The organism is Burkholderia sp. HMSC10F09 (assembly GCF_001806955.1).
Classification (GTDB): Bacteria; Pseudomonadota; Gammaproteobacteria; order Burkholderiales; family Burkholderiaceae; genus Burkholderia; species Burkholderia multivorans.
In genome coordinates this window covers 19,267-28,425 of sequence record NZ_KV786933.1, presented here as the reverse complement: position 1 = coordinate 28,425, position 9,159 = coordinate 19,267, and the positions used below count along the sequence as shown (strand labels likewise).

Here is a 9,159-nt window from a genome sequence, read left to right as displayed (position 1 = left end):
GTGGACGAGCCCCGGCGGCGCGGGCACCGAAGTGCGCGTCGACCGCCTCGACGGCCGCTGGGCACTGACACGCGCGCCGCTGCGGCTGTCGATCGCCTACCTGCGCGCGGGGACGATCGACGTGCGGATCGCGCCGGGCCCGTCGACGCCGAGCGCGGCGCCGCAGGACCTGCGGCTGCCGCTGCAGCTGCGCGTCGGCGATCTGCGGATCGATCATCTGGCGATCCACGAAGGCGCCTCGACGACGCAGCTCGATCGCATCGCGCTGAACGGCCGCAGCGACGGCCGCCATCACGAACTGGCGCTCGACAGCATCGATACGCCGTACGGCTCGCTGACCGCGCGTGCGAAGCTCGACGGCATGAAGCCGTTCGCGCTGACGGGCGACGCGACCTATGCGGGCAAGTTCGCCGACGAGCCGGTCGATGCGCGCGCGCGCGTGTCGGGCTCGCTCGAGGCGCTGGTCGCCGACGTCGACGCGAGCGGGATGAAGCTCAACGGACGCGCGCACGTCGAGGCCGCGCCGTTCGGCACGGTGCCGCTCACGCGCGCGTCGCTCGCGTTCGATCACGTGAACCCGAAGGCGATTTCGCCGAGCGCGCCAGCCGCCGATCTCGCGGTGCGCGCCGCACTCGAGCCGGTGACGGCGCCGGCCGGTGCCGCACAGCCGCACGGCTTCGCCGTCACGGGGCCGGTGTCGATCGTGAACGCGAAGCCCGGCACGCTCGGCGATCATCTGCTGCCGATCGTCGACGCACACGCGACCGTGCATCTCGATGCGCACGCGCAGCGCATCGACGGACTCGCGCTGAAGCTGATCCGCGACGGGAGCGTGACGGGCGGCGGCACGCTGAGCGGCGGCAAGGGCCGGTTCGATCTGAAGGTCGCGAACCTCGATCTGAACGCGTTCGTCGCCGCGCTGCGGCCGATGCGGCTTGGCGGCCCGCTCGGCGTGACGCTTGCCGGCGACGCGACGACCGTCGATTTCGACCTGACCGATCCGAAGCTCGCGCTCGGCGCGCGCGCGAAGGTCGCGCTGACCGCGCAGCAGACGGTGATCAGCGAGGCGCGCGTGACGGCCGGCAAGGGACGCATGGACCTGACCGGCGCGTTCCGCCACGACGCGCATTCGAGCTACGACGCGAAGGCCACGCTGACCGCGTTCGATCCGCTGCTGCTCGCGGCGGCGAGCGCGCCGAAGGCGGGTGCCGGCACGGCGCCCGCGAAGGGCAAGGCGCCGGTCGGCCGCGGCGAGACGCGCGTGAACGGCACGCTGACCGCATCGGGCGCGTTTGCGCCGCAACTGTCGACGAAGGCGACGTTCAAGCTCGGCGACAGCGTCTACGACGGCGTGCCGCTGACCGGCGCGGGCGTCGTGCAGCTCGCGGGCGCGCGCATCCTGCCGAGCAATGCGAATCTGTCGATCGCCGGCAACCGCGTCGATTTGCACGGCAGCTTCGGCGCGCCGGGCGACCGGCTCAATTTCGTCGTCGATGCGCCGCAGCTCGACCGGCTCGGCTTCGGCGTGCAGGGGCTCGTGCAGGCGCAGGGCGATCTGACGGGCAGCTTCGCGCACCCGAACGTGACGGCCACGTACAAGGCCGAGCACGTGGTCGTCGGGTCGAACCGGATCGGCGCCGCGCAGGGCCGCGCGGACATCCGCGACGGCGCGCACGGCGCGCTCGTGTTCACCGCGGACGCGAGCGACATCGCACTCGGCTCGCTGCAGCTGAAGTCGCTGCGCGCGAACCTCGAGGGCACGCGCGCGAAGCATACGTTCGACGCATCGGCGCTCGGCGCCGCCGGCGGCCGCGTGATCGACATGACGCTCGCGGCGAACGGCGGCGTGACCGAGGGCCGCGACGGCATGCGCTGGGACGGCACGGTCACGCGTCTCGCGAACCGCGGCACGCCGGCCGTCGCGCTGCAGACGCCGCTGACCGTGTCGGCCGGCACGGGCCGCGTGACGCTCGGTGCGGCGCGCCTCACGCTCGAAGGTGCGGCGATCGACCTGAAGTCGTTCGTGTTCGACCACGGCCAGATTCGTTCGGCCGGTGCGGTGAGCGGCGCATCGGTCGCGCGTTTCCTCGAAGTGCGCCAGGAACTGACGGGCGAGCGTCCGCCGGTGCGGACCGACGTCGTACTCGATGCCGACTGGGACTTTTCGCTCGGCGCGACCGCGACCGGCTATCTGCAGATGAAGCGTCGCGGCGGCGACGTGACGATCGAGACCGGCCGCGGGATCGCATCGCTCGGGCTGACCGATCTGTCGGCGCGCGCCGCGTTCGGCCCCGGCAACCGCGTGAACGTGACCGCGGCCGCGAAGGCGAACCGGATCGGCACGCTCGATGCGAACGTCGCGGTGCCGCTCGCGCCGCGCGACGGCGTGCTCGCGGTCGCCGACGACGGGCCGCTGTCGGGCCGCATCGACGCCGACATTCCGTCGCTGAAGGCGACCGGCAACCTGTTCGGCCCGAGCTACCTGCTCGGCGGGCGCGCCGCGCTGAAGCTGACGGTCGCCGGCACGCCGGCGAAGCCGAACGTGTCCGGGATGCTGACCGGCGACGATCTCTCGGCGACGCTCGTCGATCAGGGCGTGCAGCTGAAGGACGGCGTCGTGCGCGTGCGGCTCGCGGAAAACCTTGTCGAATTCCAGCAGGTCGAGTTCCACGGCGGCGACGGCACGCTGCGCGCGCTCGGTCGCGTGCGTCTGGACGGCGAAGCGCCGGACCTGACCGCGAGCATCGTCGCGGACAAGCTCGAACTGTTCGCGGCGCCGGACCGCAAGCTGTCGCTGTCCGGCAAGGCGACGGTCGCCAACGACGGGCCGCGCGGCGCGCTGTCGATCGACGGCAAGTTCGTCGTCGATCGCGCGTTGTTCGATCTGCCGGAAGAATCGGCACCGCATCTGTCGGACGACGTCGTGATCGTGCGGCCGGACGGCACGGTGCGCGGCGAAACGCAGACCGGCACGGCGGCCGCGAAGCCGCAAAAGGCCGCGGACAAGCCCGCGCCGTCGCTCGCGCCGCGCGCGAACATCGACATCGGCCTCGGCGACAACTTCCGCTTCAAAGGGCACGGCGCCGATCTCGGCCTGCGCGGCACGATCACCGTGATGAGCGCGCCGGGCGTGCCGCTGCGCGCGATCGGCAACGTGCGCGTGACGGAAGGGTCGACCTACACGTCGTTCGGCCGCAAGCTCGCGATCGAGAACGGCTTCTTCACGTTCAACGGCCCGGTATCGAATCCGGGCGTCAACATTCTCGCGATGCGGCGCAATCAGGAAGTCGAAGCGGGCGTGCAGGTGACGGGCACGATCCAGTCGCCGACGGTCAAGCTCGTGTCGGAGCCGAACGTGACCGACAACGAAAAGCTGTCGTGGCTGCTGTTCGGCCACGGCACCGACCAGGGCAACAACATCGGCCAGCAGAACACGATGACGGCCGCGCTCGCGCTGCTCGGCAGCGCGACCGGCAAGCGCGTCGCGCAGACCTTCGGGCTCGACGAATTCTCGATCGGCCGCAGCGACGTCGGCTTGACCGACCCGCAGGTCGTGCAGATCTCGAAGGCGATCAACGAACGCTTCGTGCTCGGCTACGAGCAGGGGCTGCAGTCGGCGAGCAACGCGTTCAAGGCGACGATCAACCTGACGCGTTTCTGGTCGGTGTCCGCGTACGGCGGCACGTTCCAGGGCGTCGATCTCAACTACACGCGGCGCTTCGACCGCTGGTTCGGGCGGCGCTGAGAACACGCTCGCCGGCCCGCGCTGCTGACCGACGAAAAAAAGCCCCGCACGGGCGGTGCGGGGCGGTTCGGGCGGGCGAGGCGCGCTGCTTACTTCACGCGCATGCCGGGCTTCGCGCCGCTGTGCGGCTCGAGGATATAGAGCCCCGGTTCGGCCTTCTCGTCGGCCGCCGAGGCCGCGAGCACCATCCCTTCGGACAGCCCGAACTTCATCTTGCGCGGCGCGAGGTTCGCGACCATGACCGTCAGCTTGCCGACGAGCTGCTCGGGCTGATACGCGGACTTGATCCCGGAGAACACGTTGCGCGTCTTCTCCTCGCCGACGTCGAGCGTCAGCTGCAGCAGCTTGTCCGATCCTTCGACGGCCTGGCACGCGACGATCTTCGCGATGCGCAGATCGATCTTCGCGAAATCGTCGATCGAGATCGTTGCGTCGTCGGCGCCGTTCGCGGCGGCCGGTTTCCCGGCGACCGGATTCCCGGCGACCGGTTTCGCATGGGCCTTCGCGGCTTTCGCACCTTTCGCGGCCGCGGCGCCCGCACCGCCGGCGGCCGTTGCGTCGGCCTGCAGCGAATCGCGGTTGGCGGCGAGCAGCGCTTCGATCTGCTTCGCGTCGACGCGCGTCATCAGGTGCTGGTAGGCCTTGATCGGCTGTGCGGACGACAGCGGCTTCGCGGCATCGGCCCACGCGAGCGGCGCGATGCCGAAGAACGCCTCGACCGCTTCCGCCACGCGCGGCAGCACGGGCTTGAGCGCGAGCGACAGCAGGCGGAACGCCTCGAGGCTCACGCTGCAGGTTTCGTGCAGCGCGACCGCGTTGGCCGGATCCTTCGCGAGCTCCCACGGCTTGGCGCCGTCGACGTAGGCGTTCACTTCGTCGGCGAGTTCCATCGTGTGGCGCAGCGCGCGGCCGTACTCGCGCGCCTCGTAGTGCGCGGCGATCTGCGGAATCGCTTCGCGCAGCTTCGCGACGAGCGGATGGTTCATTGCGCTGTCCTGCACGCGGCCGTCGAAGCGCTTGATCAGGAAGCCCGCCGCGCGGCTCGCGATGTTCACGTACTTGCCGACGAGATCGCTGTTCACGCGCGCCTGGAAATCGTCGAGGTTCAGGTCGATGTCTTCCATCGTCGCGTTCAGCTTCGCGGCGAAGTAGTAGCGCAGCCATTCGGGGTTCAGGCCGGTGTCGATATAGCTCTGCGCGGTGATGAACGTGCCGCGCGACTTCGACATCTTCGCGCCGTCGACGGTCAGGAAGCCGTGCGCGAACACGTTGGTCGGCGTGCGGTGGCCCGAGAACTGCAGCATCGCCGGCCAGAACAGCGTGTGGAAATACAGGATGTCCTTGCCGATGAAGTGGTACTGCTCGGCGCTCGAACCGGCGCGGATCCACGCATCGAAGTCGATGCCGTTGCGATCGCACAGATTCTTGAAGCTCGCGTAGTAGCCGACCGGCGCATCGAGCCACACGTAGAAGTACTTGCCCGGCGCGCCGGGGATCTCGAAGCCGAAATACGGCGCGTCGCGCGAGATGTCCCAGTCGGCGAGCTTGGCTTCGCCGGCGTCGCCGAGCCATTCGCGCATCTTGTTGGTCGCTTCCGGCTGCGCGAGGCCGCTTACCCATTCGCGCAGGAACGCCTCGCAGCGCGGGTCGGACAGGCGGAAGAAGTAGTGCTTCGACGTCTTGCGCACGGGCGTCGCGCCCGACACGACCGAATACGGGTTCAGCAGCTCGGTCGGCAGGTAGGTCGAGCCGCACACTTCGCAGCTGTCGCCGTACTGGTCCTTCGCGTGGCACTTCGGGCACTCGCCCTTGATGAAGCGGTCCGGCAGGAACATTTCCTTGACCGGGTCGTACGCCTGCTCGATCTCGCGCTCGGCGATCAGCCCGTTGTCCTTCAGCGCGAGGTAGATCTTCTCACTCAGCTGGCGGTTTTCTTCGGAATCGGTCGAGTAGAAGTTGTCGAACGACACGCCGAAGCTGTCGAAGTCGCGCTTGTGCTCGGCCCACACGCGCTCGATCAGCTGCTTCGGGGTCAGGCCTTCCTTCTCGGCGCGCAGCATGACCGGCGTGCCGTGCGTGTCGTCGGCGCCGATGTAGTAGACCTCGTGCCCGTGCATTCGCAGCGTCCGCACCCAGATGTCGGTCTGGATGTACTCGACCAGGTGGCCGATATGGATCTGGCCGTTGGCATAGGGCAGGGCGGACGTAACGAGGATCTGGCGGCGGCCTTGCGGCGCCGTGGCCTGCACGGAAGTGAGGTCGGATGCGGACATAGGGTCTGTAGAGGAACAGCGGAAAACGACGGAAACTGCGATTCTAGCAGGGGCGCGGACCGGGCAGGCGCGGCGCCGGCGCGGGCGCGCGGCGGCTCGGCAGCCGGGCCGGCAGTGCGGCACGATGTTGCGTTGCAGCAGACGAGCGGCGGGCAAAAAAAACCGGGGCGAATTCGGCCCCGGAGCAACAACGACAAGAGGAGAATGGTGACGCGCCGGTAACACCAGCCGCGTACCGTAAAGAAAGACCACGGACCGCGACAGAAGTTCGAAATTTTTTTCGATTTGTTACCGGCCGCCTCCAATCCCTTGTCCGGCGGGGCTGCGCGCGCATCCTGCGGCGCAGCCCCGCGCGTCGTGCGCGATTTACTGGTGCTGCGGCGCGCGCAGGTAGATCTCGACGCGGCGGTTCTGTGCGCGGCCGGCTTCGGTCGAGTTGTCGGCCACCGGGTTCGACGGGCCCATGCCCTGTGCCGACAGGCGGTTGCCCGCGACGCCGCGCTGCACCAGCGCGTTGACGACGCTTTGCGCGCGGTTCTGCGACAGCGTCTGGTTCAGCTGCGCGGAGCCCGTGCTGTCGGTGTAGCCGATCACCGACGCCGTCACTTGCGGGTTCTGGTTCAGCGTCGTTGCCAGGTCGTTCAGCAGCGGCGTGAAGGCCGGCGTGATCGCGTACTGGTTCGTCGCGAACGTGACCGAGCTCGGCACGTTCAGCTTCAGCGAGCCGTCCGGCTGCTCGGTGACCTGCGTGCCCGTCTGCGCAGCCGACGGCGCGAGCTTGTTCTTGATCGCTTGCCAGTTGTAACCCGTCACGCCGCCGACCAGCGCACCGACGCCCGCGCCGATCGCCGCACCCTTGCCGCCCCCGGCAAGCGCCCCGATGCCCGCGCCCAGCGCTGCACCCGTGCCCGTGCCGACGGCCGTGTTGGTGCCTTGCTGCGATGCGCAGCCCGCCAGCAGGGCGCCGGCGAGTGCGAAGACGGACAGGCGAGTCGCGATTTTCATGTTCATCTTGGATTCCTCTCTTGGTTGAACGAGTCGACAACAACAACAGTTACGGCTCCCTGCACGGCCGCCCGAAAAAGGAGGGCAGGCCTGCGCCGGCGGCAGCCGCCGAGGCGGCCGCATGCCCTGTCCGCCAGCGTGGCTGTTCGGACAGCGCGACGCGTCAGCCTCTACAATATAGGCGGTTGGTGGCCGATTTGGCCCCATAGCGTGCCGCACGCGAAGAGTGCGCCGGCTCGCGCGTTCGCGCAATGGCATGCAACAGATTCTTTCACTTTTCTCGATATTCGCCGCGTTATTTGATATTTCTTGACGTTTGCGCGCGAAAAAAACGTTTTTGACGGAGTTTCGATGAGCATTGATCGGGCCCAAGTCGACGCCGCGCTGGCGGCTGTCGTCGACCCCAATACCGGCCGCCCGTACGCGGCGAACAAGGGCGTGCGCAACGTCGCGATCGACGGCGACGCCGTGACGGTCGACGTGGTGCTCGGCTACCCGGCGCGCAGCCAGTACGACGACGTGCGCGCGCGCATCGCGGCCGCGCTGACGGCCGTGCCGGGCGTACGCGACGCGCGCGTGGCGGTGTCGCAGGAGATCGTCGCGCACACGGTGCAGCGCGGCGTGAAGCTGCTGCCGAACGTGAAGAACATCGTCGCGGTCGCGTCGGGCAAGGGCGGCGTCGGCAAGAGCACGACGGCCGTGAATCTCGCGCTCGCGCTCGCGGCCGAAGGCGCGTCGGTCGGCATCCTCGATGCCGATATCTACGGCCCGTCGCTGCCGACGATGCTCGGCATCCACGGCCAGCGCCCCGAATCGCCGGACAACCAGTCGATGAACCCGCTCGTCGGCCACGGGCTGCAGGCGAACTCGATCGGCTTTCTGATCGAGGAAGACAACCCGATGGTGTGGCGCGGCCCGATGGCGACGTCCGCGCTCGAGCAGCTGCTGCGGCAGACGAACTGGCGCGAGCTCGACTACCTGATCGTCGACATGCCGCCCGGCACGGGCGACATCCAGCTCACGCTCGCGCAGCGCGTGCCGGTGACGGGCGCCGTGATCGTCACGACGCCGCAGGACATCGCGCTGCTCGACGCGAAGAAGGGGCTGAAGATGTTCGAGAAGGTCGGGATTCCGATCCTCGGGATCGTCGAGAACATGAGCATCCACATCTGCTCGAACTGCGGTCACGAGGAGCACATCTTCGGCGCCGGCGGCGCCGAGCGCATGGCGAAGGACTACGGCGTCACCGTGCTCGGCAGCCTGCCGCTCGACATCGCGATCCGCGAGCGCGCGGACAGCGGCACGCCGACCGTGGCGGCCGAGCCCGACGGCGCGCTCGCGCGGCGCTATCGCGACATCGCACGCGGCGTCGCGCTCGCGATTGCCGAGCGCGCGCGCGACATGACGTCGAAGTTCCCGTCGATCGTTGTTCAAAATACGTAAAACCCTTGCGGGGCGGGCCCTTCCGCTGTTTACGGCGCCGGAAGGCGCGGTATCATGGCGACTTTCCCCCGGGTCCCTTTACCCGCCCGGCACGGCTGCCGCATCGAACGGCCGCCGGCCGGCATGAGGATCGAATGAACGAACGACATCTCGGCGCGTACGCGGGCCGCGCGCGGCGCGCGCTGCTGGCGGCCGCCGTGCTGGGCCTGCTGGCCGGCTGCACCTCCTTTTCCTCGTCGCACGAAAAACGCGCGGACGCGCAACTGCAGCCGACGGTCGGTTCGCAAACGCGCGGCACGGTGACGTTCGTCGAGCGCCCGGACGGCGTCCAGGTGACCTACAACCTCGTCGGCCTGCCGCCGAACAGCGATCATGCGCTGCAGGTGCACGAGCGCGGCGACTGCAATGCGGGCGACGGCTCGAGCGCGGGCCAGGTGTTCGCGCCCGCCGCCGATCGGCTGCGCGCGGGCGCGCGCGTCGCCGGCGATCTCGGCAACATCCACGCCGACGCGAACGGCGTCGCGGCCGGTTTCATCGTCGCGCCCGATCTGGCCCTCGACGGCGTGCGCTCGGCGCTGAACCGCTCGGCGCTCGTCCATCGCGACGCGAGCGACCCCGCGTTTCCGCAGCACGGCGCGGGGCCCGCGCTTGCCTGCGGCGTGATCCGGTGACGGCCGCCGCGTGCGCGCGCCG

The 9,159-nt window shown here is 69.3% G+C and carries 5 protein-coding genes; 3 read left to right on the top strand and 2 right to left on the bottom strand.

Annotated elements, in window-relative coordinates; genetic code table 11:
* Positions 1–1,093: 1,093 nt before the first annotated feature.
* Positions 1,094–3,745: a translocation/assembly module TamB domain-containing protein gene (locus HMPREF3115_RS27650; RefSeq protein WP_371089519.1), complete on the top strand. Its 2,652-nt coding sequence runs from the start codon at positions 1,094–1,096 to the stop codon at positions 3,743–3,745.
* 89 nt (positions 3,746–3,834) lie between these two features.
* Here HMPREF3115_RS27650 and metG read toward each other — a convergent pair whose 3' ends face one another.
* Together metG and HMPREF3115_RS27640 are read right to left on the bottom strand one after the other, a co-directional pair.
* A complete protein-coding gene (gene metG / locus HMPREF3115_RS27645) occupies positions 3,835–6,018 on the bottom strand; it encodes a methionine--tRNA ligase (RefSeq protein ID WP_070556958.1) in 2,184 nt (727 codons plus the stop codon).
* Between the two features lie 366 nt (positions 6,019–6,384).
* Positions 6,385–7,029, bottom strand: coding sequence for a YiaD family glycine zipper/OmpA-like lipoprotein (locus tag HMPREF3115_RS27640; RefSeq protein WP_006398612.1), 645 nt, complete (start codon positions 7,027–7,029; stop codon positions 6,385–6,387).
* A gap of 345 nt (positions 7,030–7,374) precedes the next feature.
* Between HMPREF3115_RS27640 and apbC the strand changes: the two genes are divergently transcribed.
* The gene (apbC, locus tag HMPREF3115_RS27635; protein WP_006410263.1) at positions 7,375–8,466 is read left to right on the top strand and encodes an iron-sulfur cluster carrier protein ApbC; all 1,092 of its coding nucleotides are present in this window, start codon (positions 7,375–7,377) and stop codon (positions 8,464–8,466) included.
* 134 nt (positions 8,467–8,600) lie between these two features.
* Positions 8,601–9,137, top strand: coding sequence for a superoxide dismutase family protein (locus HMPREF3115_RS27630; protein ID WP_006398614.1), 537 nt, complete (start codon positions 8,601–8,603; stop codon positions 9,135–9,137).
* The last annotated feature ends 22 nt before the right edge of the window (positions 9,138–9,159 follow it).

Bases quoted from the DNA above. Each gene is read 5' to 3' on its own strand.
- HMPREF3115_RS27650 (WP_371089519.1), top strand. From the start codon at position 1,094: ATGGACCTGACCGGCGCGTTCCGCCACGACGCGCATTCGAGCTACGAC.
- metG (WP_070556958.1), bottom strand. From the start codon at position 6,018: ATGTCCGCATCCGACCTCACTTCCGTGCAGGCCACGGCGCCGCAAGGC.
- HMPREF3115_RS27640 (WP_006398612.1), bottom strand. From the start codon at position 7,029: ATGAACATGAAAATCGCGACTCGCCTGTCCGTCTTCGCACTCGCCGGC.
- apbC (WP_006410263.1), top strand. From the start codon at position 7,375: ATGAGCATTGATCGGGCCCAAGTCGACGCCGCGCTGGCGGCTGTCGTC.
- HMPREF3115_RS27630 (WP_006398614.1), top strand. From the start codon at position 8,601: ATGAACGAACGACATCTCGGCGCGTACGCGGGCCGCGCGCGGCGCGCG.